This is a genomic window from Methanocalculus pumilus, assembly GCF_055382585.1.
The window spans coordinates 1,656,095-1,680,704 of record NZ_AP042393.1; the positions used below are offsets into that span (position 1 = coordinate 1,656,095).

Here is a 24,610-nt window from a genome sequence, read left to right on the forward strand (position 1 = left end):
ATGGGAAGGCTTTACCGATAATACTGATCAGTTCTCCGGAACAGATTCAAGTGTAAGCTTGACCTTCAGGATCTGCCGCCCCCTCATCTGTGTCACCGTGAGCCGCCCGTTCACCTCAGGGATGATGATGGATTCACCGATATGAGGGATCCGACCAAGCCGGGTGAAGACAAGGCCGCCAACCGTCTCATAGTTATCCGGCGCAAGCGGGAGAGGAACAGGGATGGACTTGTTGATATCCTCAACCCATGCCTGCGCATCTATCAGATATGTACCGTTTCCCATATCCTGGATCTCATCTTCCTCGATATCAAACTCATCCAGAATATCGCCCACAAGCTCTTCCAGAATATCCTCGATTGACACCACCCCTGAGAAGACACCGTATTCGTCGAGGATGATCGCAAGATGCGACTGCTTGAACTGAAGCTCTTTTAAGAGTTCGTCAATCTTCTTGGATTCAGGAACAAAATAGACCTCATGAATCATATCGGGGATAGAAACATCAGGAACACCGCTGTGGATAGCCCGGAATACATCCTTTACATTCAGGATGCCGATGATATTTTCACCCTCGCCATGATACACAGGCAGGCGTGAGAAACCGGTCTCATGGAAGAGATCCAGCGCCTCGTTCAGACTTGATGAGTCTGAGATCATCACCACGTCAGGCCGGGGAGTCATCACCTCACGTGCAATTGTATCACCGAACCTGAAGACAGAATGGAGCATTGCACGCTCGTTCTCTTCAATGGCACCGCTCTCTTCCCCGACATCGATCCATTCCTTGAGCTCCTCCTCGGTGACACCATGCTGAAGCTGGAGATCATCCTCTGTCGTGCTCACTTTCCTGATCCGGTCATAGAACCAGAGGATCGGGAAGAGAAGCTTCTCAAGAAACAGGATCGGCCGGGCGACAAAGAGTGCAAATGCATCAACCCGCTTCGAGGCATAGGTCTTTGGCCCGATCTCGCCGATGACGAGCATCAGGATAACAACAACTCCTGTGGCAATCCCAACACCCGCATCGCCGAAGTAATCGATTGCAATCGCTGTGGCAAGGGTCGCTGCCGAGACATTCACGATATTATTTCCGATCAGGATTGTGATCAGCAGGTGATCGGTATTCTCTTTCAGATTTGCAAGGGCTGAGGCACTCTTTGTATTTTCTGCAAGGAGCGTTCTGACTTTTGCCCGTGTGATTGCAATCAGGGCCACTTCGGATCCTGAGAAGAAACCCGAGAGGAAGAGGCAGACAAAAAATAAGGTGAAGTGAAGTGCATCAGCCGCCATAGTGCACTCACTCCATTCCAGTGCTCTGAGATGAATTATGGTTCATAAGCGCTTCGTATCTATCAATCAATTGAAGTCTGTAATGATAAATGTACTCCTTTGTGCCATGCATTCTGGAATTGTTCCGCCTCACCGGCGAGGAGCGCACACTTCTCCTGGTAGCTGAGCCTGTCCGGGAGAGCAAGATCCTCTATCTCAAAGATGACCGGTCCATCATACTCAACAGATGCAAGAATTCTGATTAATCCATCCATTTTTTCTGTCCCGGCGAGGGGTGCATGCATGAGGGCGGGCGAGCCATAGCTGGCATGGATGGTCCTGATCCGATCACAATTCAGCCTGGCGAACTCTTCAGCCAGCTCCTCCCCGCCGATGCAGGCATGCGCATAATCAAAGGTGAAGGAGAGATGCTGGTAATCATCAAGCACATCCCGTATCGCCTCGGGTGTTGAGAGGAGGCTGTTTATTTTCGGCTCCATATTTTCGATGGCAACCGCAACAGAGAGCCCACGGGATGCAGCCTCCACTGCCTCCATGTAGATTGCAAACCTGTGCATATCCGCCCGGCTCGGGGGACGTTTTGCGGTTCTTCTGCCGGGGTGGATGGTGATCACCTCTGCCCCGATCTCATCTGCAGTCAGAATCGCCGAGCAGACGGCGTCAACCGACACAGCCGCCACCTCCGGGTTGATCGAGACAGGATTGAGATCGAGGGTGGGAGCATGTACCGTAACAGGAGATAGGGAGGGGAATTCATTAAGAGCTTTTTTCAGTTCAGATATATTCCTGCCGGTTGTCCAGAAAGAGGGGGTTTCAAGCCAGAACTCAACGGTATCAAGCCCGGCACCCCGGATACCGGAGAAGATCGAGGAAAGGGCATATTCATGAAAGAACATGCTTGATACACCGGTTCGTAGCATACGCAGTTTCTTCTCATCCCGCCACAAATAGATTCCTATGCCCGGTGAAGAACAGGCAACCCTGGTTTCAGGCGATCCTGAGGTTATCACAGTGCAGGATCTCACCAGGATCATCAGGGAAGAGCTTGATACTCCCCTGCTTCGCGGCATTTCTGTCAGGGGTGAGGTAACAAACTACCGTCTGCATTCATCAGGACATATGTACTTCACCCTCTCAGAGAAGGACAGCGGTGGGAATGCCGCAATCGACTGTGTCATCTGGAGACGATCAGCAGTCCGGGTATCACCCCCTCCTGAGAACGGGATGGATGTGATCGTGCATGGGTATGTTGACTTCTATCCTCCTTATGGCAAGACCCAGTTTATCGGAGAGAGCATAATCCATGCAGGGGCCGGAGGAAAATTCATCCTTCTTGAGCAATGGAAGCGTGAACTTGCAGCTGAGGGTTGTTTTGCAGCTGAAATAAAAAAACCGATCCCGCAGTATCCCCTCCGTGTCGGCGTCGTCACGTCCCCGACAGGTGCAGTACTTCAGGATATCAGGAATATCCTCTCACGCCGGTTCCCCCTCGATCTGATCATTTCACCGACCCAGGTGCAGGGAGAGTATGCACACCAGGATATCGCCGGGGCAATCAGGAGGATCGACGGGCTTGCGGATGTGATCATTGTTGCACGTGGCGGGGGGAGTTTTGAAGACCTCTTTGCATTTAATCATCCGGATGTGATCCGGGCGATTGCTTCGTGCAGAACCCCCATCGTCTCCGCTATCGGGCACGAGGTCGATGTGACACTTGCCGATCTTGCAAGCGATCTGCGTGCGCCGACACCGTCAGCTGCCGCAGAACTTATCGTACCCGATCGGGTCACCCTCCTGCGGGAGCATACTGAAGCACGATCAGCACTACAGAACCTTATTCTTGACCGTCTGGAGAAACGTGGACGCGAACTTGAAGAGATCCGGCTCAGGATAGAGAGCCGGAGGATAAAACGGCGGATCAGCGATATGAAACAGGCTTCCGCCGAGCTGCTTGAACGACTCCAACAGGCGATAGCCAGAAAGATCGCACAACAGAGAAGTAATCTTGCCCTGTATGCAGCAGAGATCCGATCGGCAGATCTGAGGGCTCCGCTTCGGAAGGGATATGCCCTCATCCTTGCAGATGGAGAGATGATCCGATCGGTTGATGCAGTCAGGAAGGGCAACCCGGTGACGATCTATCTCCAGGATGGTGAGATGGACGCAACAATTACAGAGGTACGCCATGACAGAGACGTATGAAGAGATGGTTACACGGCTCCGTGATATTACACGAAGACTTGAAGATCCTGATACTCCCCTCGATGAGAGTGTCAGGCTCTATAAGGATGGAATTGAACTGATCAAAAAGTGTGAAGACTACCTGACACAGGCTGAACTCCGCATCCTTGAGATTGCTGAAGAGTGATCCCGATCACTCCTCACAGCTTGCGGTCATGATGACAATCATCTCCGCCCCGCCAGAGAGAGACTCAATAAGTTCACGTGGCAGTGTCCGTGCAACATAATCCGATCCAATCCCAATAGTGCGCCCACAGACAAAATCACTCCTCCGCCAGACGAGATCAGTCGGATGATCGAATGTCATCTGCGACGAGCCACGGGATCTGATCTCGCAGGTAATGTCTCCTGCCTGAAGGCGTGTTTTCAGGATAGCGCGATCATCTGCAAGGAGTGAACAGAAGTCATCGGCAAGATCCGCGGCCCCCTTATCTGCCGATACCCCGATGATACAATCACCCTGCAAAGAGAGTTCATCCTCGCAGGTGATCTCAAATGTTGTCCTGTGAGTGCCCCTGACATGCACATGCCCATGGCAGGTGATCACTTCTCTGATCTCCATTGTTTATGATGTCTGCACACAATCTAATAGAGTATGTCGATATCAGTAAATTGTCCGGTCTGTGGGGAAGAGACCGATCATGAGCTCCTTCGTGACGGTGAGCCTGCCACAGTACAATGCTCTGAATGCAGCCATATACACCGCTCTGCAATAAAAATACCAAAAGTAATTGAGATACGGGCGATCGTCAGCAGTGAAGGGGAATCCAGGCAGGGGACGATTGAACTGACCGATGATGAGATCGTCGAGGTCGGCAATACGTATGTTGCGGATGTTGGGGACGATATCTTTGGTGTGGAGGTGACCGGTGTCGAACTCGGGCCTGCGCGCAGAATGAGAGCAAATACGCGTGATATCACCTGCATCTGGACACGTGTGATCGATTCGGTGATCATCCGTGCCTCTCTCCACAAAGGGGCGGTGACCTACCCCCTGTACGAACATGTCGAGGGGGAGACGGTCTATACTATCGGCGAGATTGCATCTGTCGGTGGCCGGCAGTTCCGCGTGACCCGGATCAAGCTCCGTGACGGCGCTGTCGTCAGAAAGCCCGGATCATATGCTGAAGCTCGTTTTATCAAGCGGGTCTATGGGGAACGATCATAAATACTTCTTCAGGAGAGCTGAGAACTCCTCCAGGTGAAGGACACCCTCCACCTTCTCCACCACTTGATCATCACTGAAGATGATCGTCGTCGGGGTCACCTTCAGCGAATATCTGCTGATATAATCCGGATGCTCTTTTGCATTGATCGATTCGATAGAGACCGACAAGGCTGCCTCTACCTCTGCGTTGATCGATTCCTGCTCAAGGCATCCCATACACCCATCCTGGTAAAAGGAGAGAATCTTCACTGACATGATGGAGATTCTTGGGATTTGAGATAAAAAAGGTATTGGATCTAAGAGATTGCTGTTACCGAGTTGATGGTGACGACAGCATAGGAGTACCCATACCTGACAAGTACCGTCTCATCGGTCTTCTCTTTGATGAATGCGAATCGCAACTTGATGTCAGGTTCCACATCATCCAGAGTGATCTGTGGATTATCAGCAAATCCAAGAGCAATCATCTCTCCAACGGTGAGATTTTCAAATTCATACCCCATCTCACCAATCTGTTCAACAGTCAAATCCCTTTCAAGTGGCGCATCAGCACTTTCAAACGTAAAGGGGACGGTGATTCTATCTCGCTCCCGATATCCGATAGGAGCCGCGGTGATCTCCTGAAACTCCGTTCTGAAAAGGGCATATGGAGCAATACTGTTATAGCGATCAGGAATTGGTATTATATCTTCATTTGGACTGTATCCTGCCGAGACCTCTATCGGGCCAGACAGGTAGACAAATTGATCTGCCTCTGATGCGACAACTTCCAGAGTGGTGAGGACAGGAATATCATTCTCATTATAGATGGTATAATCAATTACAACCAGATCTCCGGGCTGGACTGTGCGCAATCCGCCAATCCATGCAGTTCCAAGGAGGGAAGCTGCCATCATGACGGCGAAGAGGACGGCAATTGAAATTGCCCCCACTTTGGTCCAGTTGATGGGATCAGCCTGTTTCTTCTCTCGTGATGTCTTTCTCTGCGGTGCCATTATGGAATATATGTTATTATCATGAGGGTAAAGCGTTTGTCGATCTGATCGACAAAGTGAGGTTATTTCTCAGAAAACCACCAATTCAATTAAATAATTCAAGAAAGTAACAAAAATTTTTCATACAAAACCCCAAAACTCTTAATAAGGCTTTTCGCAAGGGTACTACACAGCAGGAGGGAGTTCCCCTTCTACCAAACAGGTATTGGTATCACCATACAGCAGGTATAGTCTGCTCAGAAATAGATGCCATCGACAAAGATTATCCAGCCATTGGAGGTGTTTGATGGAGAATGAGTATGAGCCAGAAGTTCTGATAGAAGTAAACAACCTCTCAAAAATATTTGGAAGCAAGCCGGAGAAAGCACTCCTGATGCTCAGGGACGGGAAGACAAAGAACGAAATTCTTGAAAAGACCGGCCAGACCGTCGGGCTGAATAACATCTCATTTCAGGTATTTAAAGGTGAAATATTTGTCCTGATGGGGCTCTCGGGATGCGGAAAGTCAACACTTCTTCGGTGTTTAAACCGTCTCATCAACCCGACTGTCGGGAGTATCGTCATCAATGGAAATGATATTGTTACGATGAATGAGGATGAGATCCGGGATTTCAGGAGAAAGCAGGCCGGAATGATCTTCCAGAATTTTGCACTCCTCCCGCATAAAACCGTCCTTGATAATGTTGCTTTTGGCCTTGAAATTCAGGGGATGGCACTTGAAGAGCGGTATGCAAAAGCAGCTGAAGCACTGAAGATGGTCGGACTTGCCGGATACGAGCAGAGCATGCCCGATCAACTCTCGGGAGGGATGAAGCAGCGGGTGGGGCTTGCCCGCGCACTCGCAAGCGATGCCGAGATCCTGCTGATGGATGAGGCATTCAGTGCACTTGATCCATTGATCCGGAGAGATATGCAGGATGAGCTGATCGAACTTCAGGAGCGGCTGAGTAAGACGATCATCTTTGTCACCCACGATCTCGACGAAGCACTGAAGCTTGGAAGCCGGATCGCACTGATGAAAGATGGAAAGATCATCCAGGTCGGAACGTCTGAGGAGATCCTGATGAACCCGAGCAATGAGTATGTCGAGCGGTTCGTTGCCGATGTCGATATGACAAAGGTGCTGACCGCACAGGATGTGATGAAGAAGGCGGATCCGATTATTTCATGCAGGAGCGGACCGCGTCTTGCTGCACGCCTGATGAAAGAATATGGTATCTCAAGTCTCTTTGTCGTGACACAGCATCGCCTGCTGAAAGGAATAGTCTTTATCGATGATGTCGTGGAGGCAGTCAAAAATGATCATACGACCCTTGAGGAGATTGTCATCAATGATCTGACAACAATTGATCTGGCAACCCCACTTGCCGATATTATCCCGATCATAGCCGATAGTAAATATCCACTCCCGGTCCTCGATCAGGATGGGAAACTGAAAGGGATCATCGTAAGAGGATCGGTCCTCTCGGCATTAGCACGAAAGGAGAGTGAACCAATTGTCGCTTAGTTATACAATTGATCTCCCAAAAATCCCAATCGGACAGTTTGTATCTGATATCGTTGACTGGATTGAGGCGAACCTCGGGTGGCTGCTGGATGGAATTACGAAAGGTCTTCGATTCCTCTTAAATGGTTTCCAGGATATCCTGTCATTTCTCCCACCACTGGTAATGATACCGGTTTTTGGAGTTCTTATCTATCTAATTACCCGGAGGGATATTCGCCTGTCATTGTTAAGTATCGCAGGGCTACTTCTGATCTGGAACCTTCAACTCTGGGATCAGGCGATGATGACGCTTTCACTTGTCATAGCTTCAACGATCATCGCCCTCTTGATCGGCATACCTCTTGGCATTATGGCAGCCAATAACGATAGCATCAATACCGGGATACGGGTGCTGCTTGACTTCATGCAGACGATGCCATCATTCGTTTATCTGATTCCGGCAGTCATCTTTTTCAGCCTTGGAAATGTGCCAGGCATGATCGCAACGGTTGTCTTTGCGATGCCACCTGCAATCCGCCTGACAAACCTCGGGATCAGACAGATCCCAATTGAGCTTATTGAAGTGGCAGATGCCTTTGGCGCAACGCCCTGGCAGAAGCTGATAAAAGTTCAGCTACCGGTTGCTCTCCCGACGATCATGGCCGGCGTCAACCAGTGTATCATGCTCGCCCTCTCGATGGTCGTCATCGCATCGATGATCGGGGCAGGCGGACTTGGATATCAGGTGCTTGTTGGAATCCAGCGGGTGGATATCGCAATGGGCTTTGAGGCAGGGCTTGCGATTGTGATCATCGCCATCATTCTTGACCGGATCACCCAGGGCCTGATAAAATCTGAGAAGGCGCGGGAATGAAGATATGGGCTCCATTTCACCATAATATATAAACATACTCAAAAACTTTTTTCACATATTAGCCACAAAAGTTCAACTGGTCTCTCTAAAAATTTAGTTAGATTTCAAACAATTAAAAAGGATGGTGAATGAATGATTACAAAGAAACTGTTTATCTCACTTTTTGCAGGGTTAATGCTCTGCACCGCACTCCTCGCAGCAGGTTGTGTCGGCGAGACAACCGAACCTCAGAAGGAGATCTCAATCGGCTACGTTACCTGGGACTGTGCCATAGCCAGCACCCATGTGATGCAGGAAGTCTTTAGAGATGCCGGTTATAATGTGAAAACTGTTGCAGTAGATGCAGGACCCCTCTATGCAGGGCTTGCACGCGGCGATATCGACTTTACCACAACTGCATGGCTCCCATTCACCCATAAGATGTACTGGGAAGAGTATGGTGACCGGCTCGATTACGTCCAGGAGAACATCCCGGGTGATGCCAGAATCGGGCTTGTTGTGCCACAGTATGTGACCATCGACTCAATCGAGGAGATGAATAGTGTCGCAGACAAGTTCGATGGAAAGATCATCGGCATTGAGCCCGGCGCAGGCATCATGCAGGCAACTGAAGATGCAATCGTCGAATACGACCTTGATTATGAGCTTGTTGCATCCAGCAGTGCAGGAATGGCAGCAGAACTCAGATCCGCATATAAAGATGAGGAATGGATCGTCGTCACAGGATGGGCACCACACTGGAAGTTCGGCAGGTTTGACCTGAAGTTCCTTGATGATCCAAAGGGTGTATATGGTGAGGCAGAAGATATCGTCACTGTGGCACGCAGCGGCCTGAAGACAGAAGATCCAGAGGCATACGCGATCCTTGAGCGGTTCCAGTGGAGTGCTGCGGATATTGCAGAAGTGATGACCAGCATCGAAGAGGGTACTCCTGCCGAAGAAGCAGCACGTGCCTGGATCACAGCAAACCCAGACAAGGTCAACTACTGGATCAACGGGTAAAACCGAAGATATGGGGATTTCAATTCCCAAATATCGCTTTTTTCTTAATTATGATATGGAATCCGGATTATCTCGCTTTCTTCTTCTGATCCAGTACCGCATTCAGGATCAACTCTACTGCATGAAGAGTTCCCTCAATCCCTGCAAGGGGACGGCTCCCAAGCAGGATATGCCCCCTGTTTGGGGGAGTGATACCGATAAACGCTGCATCCGGCAGGATCCGAGCCTCATAGGACGATCCAATCACCAGATCGTATGCATCCTGACAGAGGGCTGATCTGATCTGATCGTAATCAGTTACACTCCGAGTATCTGTTGCATTCCTTGGAAGGATGAGTGGGTGCTCTGATCCGAGATACCGTACAAGGAGATCTGCAAAAAATGCTGCATACCCGGACTGTGCACATAGTGCGGCAACCGGGGGATCGTTCCTTCGCAGGTACTTCTCACAGGCGGCAATAGCCATCTCCTCAGCCCTCTCGCACTCTTTTAGAACCGGTGTTGGATCTGCACCGGGGATCGTATCGGCTGCATCCGTCAGGGTCTGCTTCAGGGAGGAAAGGCCAAGGAGCGAGCCGTAGGAACGCCCAAGTGGAGCTATATAATCAGGATTTGCCGTAACCGTCATCGGTGCCGCTTTCCGAAGCGATCTCAATTGATCATTTGAGAGGACTACTCCAACCGGCATCCCGGCCATCGCAAGAATTCGTTTTGATTCATGCATATTCCCGCGCCAGAAGGGGTCGAGGAGGCAGATTCCCCCAAGATTCACCCCGGGAACTGTAATCTCTGCCTCTTTCAGGAGTGTTTCGGCTGCCAGTGTAAATCCGGCTTCTGCATCTCCGAGAAAACCCGGGGAATCAATGATGAGAACGGGAAGATCGTCCAGTTCCGAGGCGAGATCCTCCCCCATCAGTGCAGGAACACAGGAGTTGACGACTGCCACCCGTCCGGCTCCCCCCTCCAGAACCTCCGAGACGACCGACCGGAGACGGGCACCAGTTCCAAAGATCACCTCATCATGCAGAATAAATGAGCCATGAAGCGGTCTCTTAACGAGCGATTTCGGGTAATAGTAACAGCCGCTTGAGCCATGAATCACAACCGCAAGGTCGCTGAATCCTGCCAGAAAAGAGACTGCACCGGTAAGGGCACAGGGCCAGACGGGGTTTGTACATTCAGGCACGGGAAAGACTCCTCCTCCATGAGTTGAGCATTCGTCTGGTTCCGGCGATTCCAACCGGTGGATCATAGGGCAGGGGAAGGAGATGACCACCTGACACCACTTTCATCTGAAGTGCTCTGAGTGAAGATTCGGCTACAGAAACCGTTTGTGGATCTGCACCCGCTGTATCCAGCCGGATGGACTCGCACCGGAGATCATCGAAACTGCTATAAAGATCATTGATCAGCCCTTCTTCATCCCGGAGTGCCGGACCAGGATCGATTCCGGTACATGCTCCAAGCTGCTTAAGGAAGGCAGAAGTACCATCCGTTCCAACCGGGAAACCGGGGATGATGGGGATATTAAAGCGGCTGGCCAGGATAGATCCAACCGGCTTGAGGGATGATTCACGCAGGATCGCCATCGGTGCGGAGCCGATCCTTTGGCAATCTGAAACAGAGGTCTTCCGGACGAACCGGATGCCGGGAGCAAGATCGAGGAGGGAGAGGAGGCGGGTGATCTCCTTAAAATTTTCTTCTGCCTCGTATTCGAGATTCTTCTCCCCGACAATCAAAACTTCATCATTGGCTCTCCCCCCAGTCCCATCTGCAAGATTGATAAGGGCGGCAAGAGCGTTTCGAATTCCCTCGGAGAAACCTCCCCCGAGAAAACCAGCACCGGGAATATAAATGACCGGCACACCCCGCTTCTGCCTGCAGAGTGCGGCAGTGTCATCGCCGATCGTGTCGGCAATGCAGGTGGATACAACACAGATAAGAGAGGGATCCCGTGCTTCTGCGGCATCCAGCGCATCCAGCAGTGCTTGTTCACCGCCAAATATCACCTCCTCCTCGTTGATATTACTCGAGAGAAAGCAGGGGATCTGCATTTCATCGATCTCGGCTAACGAGGCATGCAGGAGTGAGGCATTATGGTGAGTACACCCTGAAGGGCCATGGATCACCGTCACTGCATCTTCCAGAAAACCGGTCACCGAGAGGACACCCGTTAAGGTGCAGCCCTCACTCCTTGAGATATCGATAGGCGAGCGATTCAAGATCATCGATTGATAGTGGTGTCGGAATTGAGAACTCCGTATTCAGAAGAATGGCCTCTGCACAGCCCCGGTAGACCTCGGCCTGGGGTGAAGCCGGAGCATACTCGATGACGGTCTTCTTATTCAGTTCAGCCTGTGTAACGGTTTTTGACCGGGGAATGAATGCAATCATCTGCGATCCTATTGCATCTGCAAACTCCGAGATGAGAGCATCTTCGCATTCGATATTCTTCCCATTGCCGATCACACCGGCAAGCCTGACTTTGCTCCGCTTATTGGCACTGAGTCGCGAGATCGCTTTTGCAATATTGTTTGCCGCATAGAGGCTCATCAGCTCTCCCGAAGTGACAAGATAGACCTCTTCTGCATATCCTTCCCGCATCGGCATCGCAAACCCGCCACAGACGACATCACCCAGCACATCATAGACGATCAGATCCCCTCTCAACGCACCGAGCTTTTCGAGGAGCTGGAAGGTTGCGATGATGCCACGCCCAGCACAGCCGATGCCAGGCTCGGGCCCTCCCGCTTCGACACATCGCACACCCGAATATCCCGGATAGATCACATCGGAGACGGTCAGATCCGTCTTATGTTCCCGAATCAGGTCAAGAACGGTCGGGATCACACGGCCATTCATCAGCATCCTGGTACTGTCATGTTTTGGATCGCAGCCGATCTGAAGCACATCCAGCCCTTTGTCGGCCCATGCCGCCGAAAGGTTTGCCGAGGTTGTTGATTTTCCAATACCACCCTTTCCATAGAGGGCAATCTGTCTCATCACTCTGATATTGGAGTTTGTAAACTAAAGAAGTTGTGATAACTTCACCCTGATTGAAAAAAGATCAGGCACGATCAAATCCTTTCGCAACGCCAACGATTAAGACAACAACCGGTATCACTTCCAGCCTTCCAAGCCACATCAGAAGGATAAGGAGGATCTTTGATTCATTCGAAATGGCAGGAGAGATCGATCCTGATGACATCCCATTATTACTCATTGCAGAGATAGCGTCAAATATTATACGACTGGTATCAGCAAACTGACCCTCAAACTGGAGAAGAAGAATGGTACTGGAGAAGAGTATGATGATATAGAGGATGATAATAAGCATATTCTTTGATATCTCATACTCCGCAATCATCTTCGGGATTATTCTCCCTTCGTGGCGGAATGGAATAACAGCCTTTCCGGAGATGAAAATCCTCCTGAACCACCAGATAAGACCCTCATAACAGATCTGAACTCTTCCCAGCTTTATGCCACCCGCAGTACTGCCTGTTGATCCACCAATGACCATCAGCGCAGAGAGGAAGAGGAGGGTCGCATGTGGCCAGTAAGAGAGATCGGTGTTCTGAAAACCGGTGCTTGTTGCAGCAGATACAGCCATGAACAACCCATAGCGGATTGAATCAGGAAGTAAAAGATCAAGAATCTGAAAGAGATCAAAGGTGATCACCATGATACCAAAAGCGATTATAGCGAGGAGGAAAACTGCCTGCATATCACGAAAAAATCCAAAGAATCGCTTTGCATAGAGGACATAATAGAGTTTGAATGGAAGTGCCCCGGCGATCATCACCGGTATCAGGAGAATTTCCAGGAGCGGATTATTATAGCTGGCAACCCCGGCATCATACAGGGTAAATCCGCCAGACGAGATAGCAGAAAAAACCAGGTTCGTGGCGTCCCATAACCCGACACCTGAAAGCATCACAATACCGATTCCGGTGAGTGTCAGAATGCCATAGATCTTCCACATCAGAGCCCCGGTATCGACGACGCTCGGCATTAATGCTTCTGAGCGGGCTTCAGAACGATACAGACCACGCTGAACGAGTCCTGACCGATTCACCATCGCAACCGTAAAAGCAACAATTCCCATCCCTCCGAGCCATTGCATAAAGGATCGCCAGAAGAGGATCGTTTTTGGGAAGTTGTCAAGGCCGGATGCCATCGTCAGGCCGGTGGTTGTCCATCCTGACATCGCTTCAAAGACACAGTCGATATACGGCATTCCACAGACGATATAGAATGGGATTGCCCCAATCAGGGAGGAGATTAGCCAGATCATAGCAACCGCGCTGAGTGCCACCGAGAGCCGGGCCTGTTTATTTGAATGAGGGATAGTCCGTAAAAAGCTGCCCAGGATAAAGAATATAAGCGGAACAAGTGCCATCGGAAGGAAGACATGCCATTCCGAATAGATGATGGCAACGATCAGTGGAACGGCCGAGGCAAGAGCCAGAAACTGGAGGATTGCCCCGATATCACGGGCGATGATCGCAAAATGCTCGGTCCGATCCATATTGCATCAGTGATTACCTTTGCTCTGTTAAAAAGATACACTGCTCAGACTGGAGATTCGATGAGAGAACACTGGCGGCAGATAATCTGCCATGCAATCAATAATGCGATCACATCTGTTGGGGAGACCTGTTTTCCCGGGAAGAAAGGCAATGCACATATCTCTGTCTGTGTCTCGATACTCTCCTCAAGAGAACGGGCAAATCCATAGGGGAGATAGCCGTCCAGCCTCAGTGATACACGGCTCCTGCCATCCAGCTCAACAATGCCACCCTCAATCCCAAATGGCCCGTCAGCAAGCGGGAGGATCCGCGAGAGGTCAAGGGTGAATGGTACATTTGTAAGGAGACAGGCGGTTGGATCGGCCTGAAGGAGGGAGACTGAATAGACGGGGGGATCTCGGCCTGGCGCTGCCCGGCTCTCCTCAATTTTGATCACATAATCGGCATACTGCCTCTGGAAGGCCACATATTCTTCGTAGTCAGGTTCTCGTTGGCGAATCTCAGCCAGAACAGCCTCACGGGTATGGCCACGCTCCCCCACATCACGCCTGATCTTCCAGTTATACTTCACATCCCTGTCAGGATCAACAAAGATCGAGAGATCGATCATCTCCCGGAGCTCCTCTGTGAAGAGTGGGTGAAGCCCTTCGAGGATGATGATCTGTTTTGGAGAGAAAGGGATATCCGGATCAAAAGTGCCGTCTGTATGGTTATAGACCGGCTTCTGAATCGTCTCACCCCTCTTCAGGGCGGCTACATCCGATTCAAGACGGTCAAAGCGGTTTGCATCGGGATGAAGGGGGGTAATGGACAATGCGGCCCGCTCCATCCGGTCGTACCGGTGATAATCATCGAGCGTGATCGTTGATACCCTGGAAGGACCGAGGACGATGCTGATGATCTTCGTAAATGTCGTCTTACCCGATCCGCTGTCCCCTGCCACCCCGATGATAAAGGGTTGCCCGGATCCATTCACATGATCGGAAAAATCACCAGAATACATAGCAGAACACCATCTCTCCTCAATTCCAGGCATCAAGCCTCATCTGCCCGGACCATCCTTTCTGTGGACCTGCTATACGTTCAAGCGCCGGACGGATCCGTTCAGGTGAGAATCCGTAATCATCACAGAGTATCTGGATGATCTGATCGGGATCAGGCGGTTTCCATTCCGGCTGATACTCATCAATGACCGGCGGGGAGAGGAAGAACTCCATGATCGGTTCCGGATCGGTATCAGGTGCTTTCTCTGCCATCACATCGGAGAATCGTTCTTCACGGATAATCTTCAATGCCTTCTTCGGCCCGATCCCATGGATTCCCTCGTTAAAGTCTGTCCCGATAAGAATCCCTATCTGGATGAGCTGCTCGCGGGTGATCCCAAGTGTATCAAGGAATTCTGAGAGATAGATCCGCTCAGGAGAAACCGTCACCTGCTTCCCCCCGATCCGCCGTTTCCCGGATACGGCCAGGTTCCGGACGAGGACTGAGGCACCAAAGAGGAGTGAGTCATAATCCTGTGATACTGAATATGTGGCAATTCCATTATTGACGAAGATTGCAGACTGCGCTTCACCTTCGGAGGGGGCGACCATCCAGGGTACCCCTAGTGCATCCAGAAGCTGCTTTCCGCTCGAAAGAATGCTGGCATCCACCCTGGTGGACTGCGTCGCTGCGCGGTATGCAGCACCAGTATCTCCGCGTTCTAAGGCTTCTGCCCATTGTTCTTCACCAGCCTTCCGGATTTCACGTCTTCCTGCAATTGTTCTGGCCTTAAACTCAGGTGGTGAGCCATCAAAGATATAGAGGGGCAGAATACCGTTCTCAAGAAAGTGTGCGGTCCTGAAGAGGAGACCAGAGAGGTGTGAGGTGACCCGCCCTTTCATATCCTGCAAGGGGGTTCCATCTGCCTGCCTGATTATTGAGAGGAACTGGTAGAGTGCGTTATTTGCATCTATTGCCGCAACTCCGGGGATATCCCCAAAGCCGACCGGATGCCTGCATCCTTCCAGCAGAGGACGAATAGAAACTCCCAAGTAAAGACCTCTCTTACCGGTACATCCGCCGTGTCAGGCTGTCGACGATCTCACCGAGCTGTTCAACAGTCCGGTCATATTTCCGATTCAGGCTTACTGAGATCTCTTCCAGATTGACACGCATCGTCCTCTCCCGGGCGATAATATTCTCCTCAAGACTCCGAATCTTCATCCCGAGCGAGAGGAAGAGACCACCCAGCGAGAGCATCATCAGGGTCGCTCCAAGTACTATCGTGAGATCCTGCCAGAGCCTGAGTACAAGAACAAGTGTCGATGACACCATTATGATGATCAGGATCAGATCCCAGACATAATCACGAAGATCCATGTTTTACCATAAGAAGAACCATAATGATTAAGCTACCTATCCGGAGCAGGATATCATGGACCAACAGAACATCTCCGCCATCATTGGCATGCCTCTTATTCTCTGCGCAGTGATCCTCGGAGGCGTGCTCCTTGCAGCCCCTGTTGAGGCTGCCGGGCTGACCGCTTTTGACGACCCAGATTCAATGGCAAACCCGATCATATTTCTCGCAATTCTCCTCACCTTCACCGCAGTCCTTCTGCTGCTGATCAAATATGCAAAACAACAGCTCATCAGCCTCATTATCGGCGGAGCTATCCTGCTCACGTATTTCTATGTCTTCCTGGCAATATCCGGCCATTTTATCGGGTCGGCTCTTGTGGCAGGAGGAGCCGCAGCAGCAGCAGCAATCCTCGCAATCATCCTTCTCTACCGGTATCCAAGATGGTACGTGATCGATTCGCTCGGAATCATCCTTGCCTCAGGAGTGGCGGCCATCTTCGGTGCGTCACTGGCTATTTTTCCGGTGATCATCCTGCTGGTTCTGCTTGCAGTCTATGACGCACTCTCGGTGTATCAGACAAAGCATATGATCACGCTCGCTGAGGGGGTGATGGATCAGAAGATGCCGATCCTCTTTATCATCCCAAAGAAGCTTGGGTACACCGGATCATTTGAGAAGATCACGCCATCTGCTGAAGAGACCGGGGTAAAAAAAGAACGGGGCACTTTCCTGATGGGGATGGGTGATGCGATCATGCCGGCGATACTGGTCGTCTCGGCATATACCTTCATCCAGTCCCCGGTTCCCGCTATCGGCGCTGCAATAGGAGCACTCATCGGACTTGGGGTACTCCTGGTGATGGTCTTCTCAGGCAAACCCCAGGCAGGACTTCCACCATTAAATGGGGGAGTTATTCTAGGTTTTCTGGCAGGATGTCTTCTTGTCTCCGAATGGGCGTGGATCCTCGTTCTCTGAGGGCTGCTTCAAGCGCTTCGGGAACCCCCTCTCCGGTCACTGTTGACATATTCAGGACACCGGGGTAGGGTGCCAGATCGGATTTGTTTGCACAGACAATCACCGGGACGTGAGCAAAACTCTGGACCTCCTCAAGCAGGAGTTGCTGGGTGGGGAGATCATATCCGCAGTGCTCACTTGGATCAATGATAAAGAGGATCACATCTGCCACATAGATGAGTGCGTTGAGTGCCTGCCGCTCGATCTTGTTCCGCTCCCTGTTGCTTCCGGCATCAAGGATCCCGGGCGTATCAATGAACTGGACACGTTCACGCCAGGTGAGTTCACGGTGGCCGACGATGACCCCTTTTGTGGTGAAGGGATACGATGCCACCTGCGGTGTCGCCGTTGAGACGAGCCTGATAAACGAACTCTTCCCGACATTCGGGTACCCTGCCACAACAATCGTGAACTCATCGGGAGAGACGACGGGGAGCTTCCTGAGCACATTCCGTGCGTCATTCAAAAACCTGAGATCCTTATCGATCTGGTGGACAATTGAAGCGATCCGTGCCACTGCCTGTTTACGTAGGGCAAGGTTCTCGGGAGAGCGCCGCATCGATCGTGCGAGATCTTTTCCAATGTCCCGCGTATGTTTCGCAGCCCACCCGACTCCTCCAAAGGCTTTTCTCATCTCTTCAATCCCATAGAGGATATCTACGAGATCCCGGTAGAATGGTGGGAGGGTATCGAACTCAGGGAAGGACTGGATAATCGAGACCAGCTTGTCATGGACTGCCTGTGTGACAGCCATGACGAATTCCTCATTGGCACGGTCTTTATTTTTCTTATCCCGCATCTTCTTTGCTGCACGGCGGAAACTCCGGTCAAGTATCTCATCTGCGGTTGGAACTGTTGGTATTGTATCAAACATCGGTTCTGTTTCCCCAAGCTATTTATCCGGATATGTATGATCAATCATTATGGATCTCTCACTTATCCAGAAAGATATTCTTATAACATTAATCTCACTCTATCATCAACATTCTCATCCCATCAAAGGAGACGATATTGCAGGGATTATCAAGAGAAATCCCGGCACCGTCAGAAACCAGATGCAGGCATTAAAAGCGCTCGGCCTGGTTGACGGCATTCCAGGACCAAAGGGAGGATATCATCCGACTGCACAGGCATATAAGGAGCTGAATATAAAACCGACCGATGATGCAGCGGAGGTGACGATATCAAGAAACGGAATCCCGATTCCGGGCGTGCGGGTGACGGAGGTCGACTTCACCACACTCTGCCATCCCGATCTCTGCCATTCACTGATAAAAATTGTCGGGAGTGTCCGGAATTTCACTATCGGGGAAGAGATCACAATCGGTCCGACACCGGTGAACAAGCTGATGATCCGGGGGGAGGTCTTTGGGCGTGACGAGATCCAGGGTGCGCTTCTCATCTCAATCTCAGAGATGACATCGCTCCCAAAGAAATCGATCCGCCACTACATGAGTTCGCCCTTAATCAGTCTGCCGCCAGATGCGACGATCAGGGAAGCCATCTCCATCTGCTCGAAGAACCGTATCCATGGCGTACCTGTCATATTCAATGAAGAGTTGCTCGGGATCGTTACCCTCACCGATATCGCACGTGCAATAGATACCGGCCAATCCCTGGATACACCAGTGAAAAGCATAATGACCCACGATGTCATTCTGGTTCCCGAACATACACGCCTCTATGAGGTCATCCGGCGATTTAAAGAGCGTGAAATTGGCAGAGTGATCGTTGTTGCCGAAGGAAAACCTGCCGGCATCCTCACACAATCCGATATCATCAGGGTTTTTCCCACCCTTTAACGCCCCGGTTCGGGAAAATAGGAATAGTTTATATAGTTATCAGCCAACCATCTTTCTATGACAAAGGCGTTTGCTCGTACGCTTCGGCGGAAGAAGGTCATGAGTAGTGACGGCAAGGTGATCGGACAGTTAAAAAATATCATCATTGACGTGGGGAGCGGGGAGGTGATCAACCTGATCGTCAAGCCCGATGCCGGATTTGATACATCCCATTACAAACTTGATGATGATTGTATGCTCATCCCGTTTGAAGCTGTCAAGGATATTAAGGATTATATCGTTGTTGATCGGTATATGCTCAGGTGAAGATTTCACCCGAAGCGCTCAAGGGCAGATAGCAGACCCTCGGAAAAACCCTCGCCATATTTCTGATCTGTCACCAGATCAGCTATTTTTTTCAGCTTTTCGCTGCCATTTCCCATGGTTATTCCATAACCTGCAACCTCAAGCATCTCGAGATCGTTATCAGAATCACCAACAGCAACAAAATCTCCGGGAGTGAGGGAGAGGAGCGGGGCAAGTGCTGCAAGTGCTGATCCCTTCGAGATTCCGTGGGTCTGGAGATGGATGGCAAATCCGGTATCGATCACCCGGACCGGGAGATCAGCGATAACGGATACCACCTCATCAACGGGAACGGTGCGTGCAAAAGCCACATCAGCATACCGCAGTTCCATACTGTAGGGAAGTAACGTTATTCCCTGCTCTTTGAAATGAGTGACAAGACGATCATATGCATGGAGACATAATGATCTATCACCGGTGATGTGAGGCGTGCCATCGAATCCGGTCTGGAATACCCCTCCATTCTCCCCGATAACAGCTCCATTGGTTCCTATCATCCGGGCTATCGAATCCAGAAAACAGAGGGTGTTTCCTGATGCGAGCACCACCGGGATCCCTCTGTCAATAAAGATCCGGAGTGTCTCGATTGCATCGATGCTGATCCTCCGGCGATCATCAGTTATGGTTCCGTCGATATCGCAGACAACTGCTTTCAGCACGGCTTGATACCCGCCTTCTCGACCATGAACGTTGCTTCGCCTTCAGGAAGGTTCGGGCTGTCCACAAGGCGTGCAATGCGTTTGCCTGCCTTACTCTTCCTGAGATAGAGCCTGAATGTCGCAGAGTGCCCTACGATATTGCCGCCGATCGGTTTTGTCGGATCCCCAAAGAAGACGCCCGGGTTGGACATTACCTGGTTTGTCACCAGTGCAACGGCATTGTGCTCATCGACGAGCTTGAAGAGTTCATGCATATGCCGGTTCAGCTTCTGCTGGCGTGTTGCAAGAGTTCCGCGCCCTGCATATTCTGCACGGAAATGTCCGGTGAGCGAGTCGATGATGAAGAGGCGGATCGGCATGCCGCTCTCCTTCTTCTCATTGGCAAGATCACGCGCGGTATCGATAAGAAGCATCTGGTGATCCGAGGTATGAGCCCGCGCAACATGGATATTCGCGAGGAACTCGTCTGTTGTTCCCACCTCACAATCGACCTCAAGCCCCTCCACCATCTGGGCGATCCGCTCCGGCCGGAAGGTATTCTCGGTATCGATATAGATGCAGGAGCTGCCCAGGCCGCCGCACTCTTCGGGGAGCTGGCAGTTGACAGCAAGCTGGTGTACAATCTGGCTCTTTCCTGACCCGAACTCACCATATAACTCGGTGATTGCCTGGGTTTCCACACCGCCGCCGAGGAGATCATCAAACTCCGGAACAAATGTCCTGAGTTTCCGAACCTCCTGCCTCCTGAGCAGGACATCGGTTCCGGTCTTAAATCCGCCGATATCCGCAATCTCACGGGCACCCTTGATCATCTTCTTCGCAGTCGCCTCGCCGATCTCAGCTGCCTCGGCGAGATCGACGGGAGAGGCGGTTGCGATACTTTCGACTGTGCAGTATCCGGCCTCACGGAGGCGGTCAGCGGTTGCCGGACCTACACCCGGTACATCTTCTATTGTGATTTCTGGCATATCTTCTCACTTCCTTAATTTGAGATATACTCTGATATTCAAGCGGAGAGGTTATCAATGCCTGACCCCGGAGGGTGAAAGTGAAGGATCAGTCAGGGCAGCTGCCCTCTCCCTGAGTAAAATATGATCAATTGGAATTTCTTCTGCTTCATCCACAACGAGCCGTCGCCCCGAGACCCTGCCGGATATGCGGTAGCGGGTGGAGAGCAGAAGATCTGATGATTCAATCAGAAAGAGGTTCTTCCCATCCGAGAGTGCCATTCCCTCGGAGGTGAGGATGATCACCCCTTCGATCACCCTCTCTTCGACCTCATCCGGAACCACCCGGATGGCACTCCCAAACCCGACCGAGAGTTCGACATCGCCGAACCGGTTCAGCCGGGCACCGGCATTGTAGATCTCGATCGTCTCGCCGCAAAGGAATGGATCACATGCCCGATCCCCCCAGATCACAATCCTGAGCGACCCTTCAATGAAGAGGTTTCTCACCCATGATGGCTCACCCCGCCGTGTGGTAAACTGGCGGGGAGGATGGAGAGAGGTGATCGTCCCCCTGACAGAATAGATCCCCCGCTCCATAACCTCATGCACCTGCGAGAAGGAGAACTGAATCGGATCATCCAGCAAAAGGATCCGTGTCTCATCCTGTGCAATATATTCAATACCATCATCTGATGAACGCCGCTTCGCACCGGTTATCCTGACGGATGCACCTTCGGAGATCCCCTCAAGGAGGGCTGGATCCCACGTGACGAATCGGGCGCACCCGGATGGATCCCCGATGATCGCCTCCTGGATAGTCGCCTCCACACCATCCCGCCGGGTAAAGGTGCGGGGGGAGTCAATCACAAGGATACGGGCATCGATATCGGCACTGGAAGTGAACGACCGGGATTTCTCCTCAGATATTGTGATCTCAACAGATGTTTCCCTGACCGCAAGCGCATGTACCTCAGTTATCCGCCCTTTCTTCGGCCTGCCGATCACCTCGATGACTGTGCCTATCTCAAGCTCTGAGACTCCGGCTGCCATCTCATCCCAGAGGACAAGAGGGATCGAGCCGGTACTGTCAGCGAGTTCGACCCGTGCAACACATCCGGATGATCCATCATCACGGGTAAACTCCTTTGGATCGGTGACCTGCACCACCTTTCCAAAGAATGAGACGAGGGAAGGGGAGTTTGTGATCGCCTGAATCTTCTGGTGGCTCCTCCCAAGATCCTCAACGACGAGAAGTGCTGCAGCCGTCTCATCGATCGCCCCGCCATGGGATGCGATCTTCTCCTCGATCCGCCGGTCAAACTCTTCCTGTTTCAGGATATCATCGACAAGTGCATAATGAAACCTCACAGTACACACTCATTCCTGCTGCCATGATGGGACCTGCATGGTGGCACAGAGATCATCCAGTGTCTCTCCTCTCCTGATCACTTCGGCATGATTCCCTTTCACCATCACCTCAGGACACCGGGGGCGTCCGTTATACTGGGAGGACATGGCAAACCCGTATGCCCCGCAGTCGAGGACGGCGACGAGATCCCCTGCATCGGGTGTTGGAAGAAGGCGGTCTGCTGCCAGGATATCTCCGGTCTCACAGATTGGCCCTGCGATCGTCACGTCTTCCACTCCAATCTGATCTGCTTTGTTTGCCATGATCACTTCATGCCATGAATCGTACATTGCTGGCCTGATCAGGAGGTTGAACCCGGCATCGACATTTGCAAATGTCTTGTATGCCCGTTTCACCGAGTTCACTTTCGTAAGGAGCACCGTTGATTCTGCCACAAGCCAGCGGCCGGGTTCGACCCAGAACTCGGGAGAGATCCCAATCTCCCTGATCCCCTCAATGAAGACGGGCATCACGGCCTGTGCATACTCTTCCGGTGTCGGGGCCACATCGGTTTCCCGGTGGTATGGTACACCAAGCCCCCCGCCGATATCGAGGAATTCGAGGTTGACGCCGATATCGGTCACCTCGCCTGCCACCTTCGCCATGACGGCGGCGGCACGGGCAAATGGCTCGACATCCAGGATCTGGGATCCGATGTGGCAGTGGAGCCCGACGGGAACAACATAGGGGGCATCAAGTGCTGCCTGGTATGCAGAGAGGATCTCTGCTGCCGGGATCCCGAACTTTGTGGTGGCAAGGCCTGTTGCAATCTTTGGGTGGGTGGGAACCTCAAGTGCCGGGTTCACCCGGAACGCGATCTGGGCTGTCTTCTTCTGTTCAGATGCGATTCCAGAGAGCTGGTTTAATTCATCGATCGAGTCGACCGAGACCCGGACTCCCATCTCAACAGCAAGCCTGAGATCGTCTGTTGTCTTGGAACTGCCATTGAAGAGGAGCCGCTCCGGTTTCATCCCGGCACGGAGTGCGAGCATCAGTTCGCCTGATGAGAAGACATCGGCACCGGCACCGGCCCGTCCAAGAGCCCGGAGAACAGCAAGGTTCCCGTTTGCCTTTGCTGCAAAGAGGAGGCGGACATTTGGGTACCAGCTGGATAACGCGGATTCGTACCGCTCGAAGTTATCCAGGATCTGGTCTTCGTTTGTCACATAGAGAGGGGTTCCAAACCGGCCTGCAAGATCGACGAGGTCGTGTGAGCCGCTCATAAGGTGCCCGTTCTGTATGGTGAGGTGGGAGGGGAGCTGCATGGCCATCAGTGCATCGCCTCCATCCGTGCAACTGCTTCTGAAATCCGATCAACGGACCGGGTGATTGCAAACCTCACATAGCCTTCGCCGTTTGCGCCAAACCCGATGCCAGGGGTGGCGACAATACCTGCTTCGTCAAGGAGACGGGCTGAGAACTTCATTGAGTCATCGACCTTCATCCAGACATAGAAGGTGGCTTTTGGTGCGGAGACATCATATCCCAGGCTCCGAAGACCTTTCACCAGGACATCGCGCCGCTCCTGGTAGATCCTGCATGCATCGGCAACACAATCCTGCGGGCCGGTGAGTGCTGTCACACCGGCAAGCTGGACCGCATCAAATGCGCCGGAGTCGATATTCGTCTTGACACGGCCGAGGCCCGCGACGATATCCTTGTTCCCGACAGCCATCCCAAGCCGCCAGCCGGTCATGTTATAGGTCTTTGAGAGTGAGTGCATCTCTATCCCGACCTCGGAGGCGCCATCTGCCTGGAGGAACGAGGGTGCGACATACCCGTCAAAGGTGATCTCCGAGTAGGCATTGTCATGGACTGCTACTATTGAGTGTTCCCGTGCGAATTCAACGACCTCATCAAAGAACTTCATCTGTGCGACTGCTGCGGTCGGGTTGTTTGGGTACCCGAAGAAGAGGAGTTTCGTCTTCTTCAGGATATCTTTTGGAATGGCATCGAGATCCGGGAGAAAATTGTTCTCTTCGGTAAGGGGGAGGGGATGGCAGATCCCTTCTGCAAAGAGGGTCGAGGTCTTGTATACCGGGTACCCGGGATCGGTTGCAAGAACGATATCGCCGGGGTTGACGAATGCCTCCGGCACATGGGCGATTCCTTCTTTTGATCCAATCAACGTGATAATCTCGGATTTTGGATCTGCGGTGACACCGAACCGGTTTTTATACCAGGTGGCAACTGCTTCGCGGTAGGTTGAAAGGCCAAGGTACGAGGGGTAATGGTGGGTTGCCGGATCACGTGCTGCAGTGCAGAGCGTCTCGACAATATGCGGGGGTGTCGGGAGATCCGGGTCGCCGACGCCGAGATCAATGACATCGACACCTGAGCGGATCTTTGCTTCTTTCATCTCATCTATACGGGCAAAGAGATAGGGGGGTAGGTTGTCAAGTCTGTCTGCGTACATTGTGGGTACTGTTCAATCTTACGGTACTTAAGAATCACTGAGAATCCGGATACTTCCCCTTGACAAATGGTTATACCA

27 protein-coding genes are annotated in these 24,610 nt (G+C 51.7%); 9 read left to right on the forward strand and 18 right to left on the reverse strand.

Annotation, left to right across the window (positions count from 1 at the left end):
• Nucleotides 1-27: 27 nt before the first annotated feature.
• Together ACZ44I_RS08690 and ACZ44I_RS08695 are read right to left on the reverse strand one after the other, a co-directional pair.
• Nucleotides 28-1,293: a hemolysin family protein gene (locus ACZ44I_RS08690; RefSeq protein ID WP_464550758.1), complete on the reverse strand. Its 1,266-nt coding sequence runs from the start codon at nucleotides 1,291-1,293 to the stop codon at nucleotides 28-30.
• Between the two features lie 62 nt (nucleotides 1,294-1,355).
• Complete coding sequence (locus ACZ44I_RS08695) at nucleotides 1,356-2,213, reverse strand: sugar phosphate isomerase/epimerase family protein (protein WP_464550756.1); 858 nt, start codon at nucleotides 2,211-2,213, stop codon at nucleotides 1,356-1,358.
• Between the two features lie 37 nt (nucleotides 2,214-2,250).
• Between ACZ44I_RS08695 and xseA the strand changes: the two genes are divergently transcribed.
• Together xseA and xseB are read left to right on the forward strand one after the other, a co-directional pair.
• On the forward strand, nucleotides 2,251-3,495 hold the full coding sequence (xseA, locus tag ACZ44I_RS08700) for an exodeoxyribonuclease VII large subunit (RefSeq protein WP_464550754.1): 1,245 nt from the start codon (nucleotides 2,251-2,253) through the stop codon (nucleotides 3,493-3,495).
• A complete protein-coding gene (gene xseB / locus ACZ44I_RS08705) occupies nucleotides 3,479-3,661 on the forward strand; it encodes an exodeoxyribonuclease VII small subunit (protein ID WP_300331277.1) in 183 nt (60 codons plus the stop codon). Before xseA ends, xseB begins: the two co-directional genes overlap by 17 nt.
• Nucleotides 3,662-3,667: 6 nt before the next feature.
• Here xseB and ACZ44I_RS08710 read toward each other — a convergent pair whose 3' ends face one another.
• Nucleotides 3,668-4,096 (reverse strand): DUF371 domain-containing protein, encoded by a 429-nt coding sequence (locus ACZ44I_RS08710; protein ID WP_464550751.1) that lies wholly within the window; start codon nucleotides 4,094-4,096, stop codon nucleotides 3,668-3,670.
• A gap of 33 nt (nucleotides 4,097-4,129) precedes the next feature.
• On the opposite strand from ACZ44I_RS08710, the gene ACZ44I_RS08715 reads away from it, so the two are divergent.
• On the forward strand, nucleotides 4,130-4,702 hold the full coding sequence (locus ACZ44I_RS08715) for an HVO_0476 family zinc finger protein (RefSeq protein WP_464550750.1): 573 nt from the start codon (nucleotides 4,130-4,132) through the stop codon (nucleotides 4,700-4,702).
• Here ACZ44I_RS08715 and ACZ44I_RS08720 read toward each other — a convergent pair.
• Complete coding sequence (locus ACZ44I_RS08720) at nucleotides 4,697-4,957, reverse strand: thioredoxin family protein (RefSeq protein WP_464550748.1); 261 nt, start codon at nucleotides 4,955-4,957, stop codon at nucleotides 4,697-4,699. The genes ACZ44I_RS08715 and ACZ44I_RS08720 overlap by 6 nt on opposite strands.
• Nucleotides 4,958-4,998: 41 nt before the next feature.
• On the reverse strand, nucleotides 4,999-5,697 hold the full coding sequence (locus ACZ44I_RS08725; RefSeq protein ID WP_464550747.1) for a hypothetical protein: 699 nt from the start codon (nucleotides 5,695-5,697) through the stop codon (nucleotides 4,999-5,001).
• A 286-nt stretch (nucleotides 5,698-5,983) separates the two neighbouring features.
• Between ACZ44I_RS08725 and ACZ44I_RS08730 the strand changes: the two genes are divergently transcribed.
• The 3 genes from ACZ44I_RS08730 (at nucleotide 5,984) to ACZ44I_RS08740 (ending at nucleotide 9,059) form a co-directional block, all read left to right on the forward strand.
• Complete coding sequence (locus ACZ44I_RS08730) at nucleotides 5,984-7,204, forward strand: quaternary amine ABC transporter ATP-binding protein (RefSeq protein ID WP_464550745.1); 1,221 nt, start codon at nucleotides 5,984-5,986, stop codon at nucleotides 7,202-7,204.
• A gap of 7 nt (nucleotides 7,205-7,211) precedes the next feature.
• The gene (locus tag ACZ44I_RS08735) at nucleotides 7,212-8,057 is read left to right on the forward strand and encodes an ABC transporter permease (protein WP_464551630.1); all 846 of its coding nucleotides are present in this window, start codon (nucleotides 7,212-7,214) and stop codon (nucleotides 8,055-8,057) included.
• Nucleotides 8,058-8,189: 132 nt separating this feature from the next.
• Entirely contained in the window at nucleotides 8,190-9,059 is an 870-nt protein-coding gene (locus tag ACZ44I_RS08740) for a glycine betaine ABC transporter substrate-binding protein (RefSeq protein ID WP_464550743.1), read from the forward strand.
• Between the two features lie 67 nt (nucleotides 9,060-9,126).
• On the opposite strand, the gene ACZ44I_RS08745 is transcribed toward ACZ44I_RS08740, so the two are convergent.
• From ACZ44I_RS08745 to ACZ44I_RS08775, 7 genes are all read right to left on the reverse strand, one after another.
• Entirely contained in the window at nucleotides 9,127-10,245 is a 1,119-nt protein-coding gene (locus tag ACZ44I_RS08745) for a nitrogenase component 1 (RefSeq protein WP_464550741.1), read from the reverse strand.
• A complete protein-coding gene (locus tag ACZ44I_RS08750) occupies nucleotides 10,238-11,287 on the reverse strand; it encodes a nitrogenase component 1 (RefSeq protein WP_464576483.1) in 1,050 nt (349 codons plus the stop codon). The genes ACZ44I_RS08745 and ACZ44I_RS08750 overlap by 8 nt, the downstream gene beginning before the upstream one ends.
• Nucleotides 11,247-12,062 (reverse strand): Ni-sirohydrochlorin a,c-diamide reductive cyclase ATP-dependent reductase subunit, encoded by an 816-nt coding sequence (cfbC, locus tag ACZ44I_RS08755; RefSeq protein WP_464550737.1) that lies wholly within the window; start codon nucleotides 12,060-12,062, stop codon nucleotides 11,247-11,249. Before cfbC ends, ACZ44I_RS08750 begins: the two co-directional genes overlap by 41 nt.
• A gap of 64 nt (nucleotides 12,063-12,126) precedes the next feature.
• A complete protein-coding gene (locus ACZ44I_RS08760; protein WP_464550735.1) occupies nucleotides 12,127-13,590 on the reverse strand; it encodes a TrkH family potassium uptake protein in 1,464 nt (487 codons plus the stop codon).
• 44 nt (nucleotides 13,591-13,634) lie between these two features.
• Nucleotides 13,635-14,594: a phosphoribulokinase gene (locus ACZ44I_RS08765; protein WP_464550733.1), complete on the reverse strand. Its 960-nt coding sequence runs from the start codon at nucleotides 14,592-14,594 to the stop codon at nucleotides 13,635-13,637.
• Between the two features lie 19 nt (nucleotides 14,595-14,613).
• On the reverse strand, nucleotides 14,614-15,627 hold the full coding sequence (gene fen / locus ACZ44I_RS08770; RefSeq protein ID WP_464550731.1) for a flap endonuclease-1: 1,014 nt from the start codon (nucleotides 15,625-15,627) through the stop codon (nucleotides 14,614-14,616).
• Between the two features lie 13 nt (nucleotides 15,628-15,640).
• Nucleotides 15,641-15,955, reverse strand: coding sequence for a hypothetical protein (locus tag ACZ44I_RS08775; protein ID WP_464550729.1), 315 nt, complete (start codon nucleotides 15,953-15,955; stop codon nucleotides 15,641-15,643).
• Nucleotides 15,956-16,010: 55 nt separating this feature from the next.
• Here ACZ44I_RS08775 and ACZ44I_RS08780 point away from each other — a divergent pair, with 55 nt between their 5' ends.
• A complete protein-coding gene (locus tag ACZ44I_RS08780; protein WP_464550727.1) occupies nucleotides 16,011-16,913 on the forward strand; it encodes a presenilin family intramembrane aspartyl protease PSH in 903 nt (300 codons plus the stop codon).
• Here ACZ44I_RS08780 and ACZ44I_RS08785 read toward each other — a convergent pair.
• Nucleotides 16,849-17,826 (reverse strand): NOG1 family protein, encoded by a 978-nt coding sequence (locus tag ACZ44I_RS08785; RefSeq protein ID WP_464550725.1) that lies wholly within the window; start codon nucleotides 17,824-17,826, stop codon nucleotides 16,849-16,851. The genes ACZ44I_RS08780 and ACZ44I_RS08785 overlap by 65 nt on opposite strands.
• Nucleotides 17,827-17,875: 49 nt before the next feature.
• Here ACZ44I_RS08785 and ACZ44I_RS08790 point away from each other — a divergent pair, with 49 nt between their 5' ends.
• Nucleotides 17,876-18,754 (forward strand): CBS domain-containing protein, encoded by an 879-nt coding sequence (locus ACZ44I_RS08790; RefSeq protein ID WP_464550723.1) that lies wholly within the window; start codon nucleotides 17,876-17,878, stop codon nucleotides 18,752-18,754.
• A gap of 57 nt (nucleotides 18,755-18,811) precedes the next feature.
• A complete protein-coding gene (locus ACZ44I_RS08795) occupies nucleotides 18,812-19,060 on the forward strand; it encodes a PRC-barrel domain-containing protein (RefSeq protein WP_464550721.1) in 249 nt (82 codons plus the stop codon).
• Between the two features lie 5 nt (nucleotides 19,061-19,065).
• On the opposite strand, the gene ACZ44I_RS08800 is transcribed toward ACZ44I_RS08795, so the two are convergent.
• Genes ACZ44I_RS08800 through ACZ44I_RS08820 form a run of 5 tightly spaced genes read right to left on the reverse strand, consistent with a single transcriptional unit; the run spans nucleotide 19,066 to nucleotide 24,532 of the window.
• Nucleotides 19,066-19,758, reverse strand: a complete 693-nt coding sequence (locus ACZ44I_RS08800) for a phosphoglycolate phosphatase (RefSeq protein WP_464550719.1) — start codon at nucleotides 19,756-19,758, stop codon at nucleotides 19,066-19,068.
• Nucleotides 19,752-20,726 carry a DNA repair and recombination protein RadA gene (radA, locus tag ACZ44I_RS08805; protein WP_464550717.1) on the reverse strand — a complete coding sequence of 325 codons (975 nt, stop codon included), beginning with the start codon at nucleotides 20,724-20,726 and terminating at the stop codon, nucleotides 19,752-19,754. The genes ACZ44I_RS08800 and radA overlap by 7 nt, the downstream gene beginning before the upstream one ends.
• Nucleotides 20,727-20,780: 54 nt before the next feature.
• Nucleotides 20,781-22,076, reverse strand: a complete 1,296-nt coding sequence (locus ACZ44I_RS08810; protein ID WP_464550715.1) for an OB-fold nucleic acid binding domain-containing protein — start codon at nucleotides 22,074-22,076, stop codon at nucleotides 20,781-20,783.
• Nucleotides 22,077-22,085: 9 nt separating this feature from the next.
• A complete protein-coding gene (lysA, locus tag ACZ44I_RS08815; protein WP_464551629.1) occupies nucleotides 22,086-23,381 on the reverse strand; it encodes a diaminopimelate decarboxylase in 1,296 nt (431 codons plus the stop codon).
• A gap of 5 nt (nucleotides 23,382-23,386) precedes the next feature.
• Complete coding sequence (locus ACZ44I_RS08820; RefSeq protein ID WP_464550713.1) at nucleotides 23,387-24,532, reverse strand: LL-diaminopimelate aminotransferase; 1,146 nt, start codon at nucleotides 24,530-24,532, stop codon at nucleotides 23,387-23,389.
• Nucleotides 24,533-24,610: the final 78 nt, after the last annotated feature.